This is a genomic window from Gordonia sp. OPL2 (assembly GCF_003797825.1).
GTDB lineage: Bacteria > Actinomycetota > Actinomycetes > Mycobacteriales > Mycobacteriaceae > Gordonia.
In genome coordinates, this window is the sequence record NZ_RKME01000132.1 from 1 (window position 1) to 393 (window position 393).

The 393-nt window shown below is 72.0% G+C and carries 1 protein-coding gene; it reads left to right on the top strand.

Annotation, left to right across the window (positions count from 1 at the left end; genetic code table 11):
• The coding region (locus EEB19_RS26645; RefSeq protein ID WP_222930013.1) for a hypothetical protein at positions 1 to 393 on the top strand (393 nt) is incomplete at both ends.

The window sequence follows — 393 nt, forward strand, 5'->3', positions numbered from 1 at the left end:
CGCATCCTGCGCGGCGACGACCGGGTGATCGCCGCTCCGGCCCCCGTTGCGCCCATCGCCGGCCCCGCCATGACCTTCAGCTTCGAGGAAGCGCCGGTCGCGGAAGTGGTGCGCACCGTGCTGGGCGACATCGCCAAGGCGAACTACGTCCTGCATCCGCCCCTGAACGGCACGGTGACGCTGTCCACGCGCAACCCGATCCCTCCGGACCAGGCCATGTTCCTGCTGGAGAGCGCGCTCCAGGCCAACGGCCTGTCGATGATCCGCGATGCGCGAGGCACCTACCACGTCGGCCGCCCGGACGCATTGCGCGCCATCGGCGGCACGCTGCGCCAGTTCCGCAGCGGCGAGCCCCTGCCGCCCGGCAACGGCGCCGTCATCATCCCGCTGCAG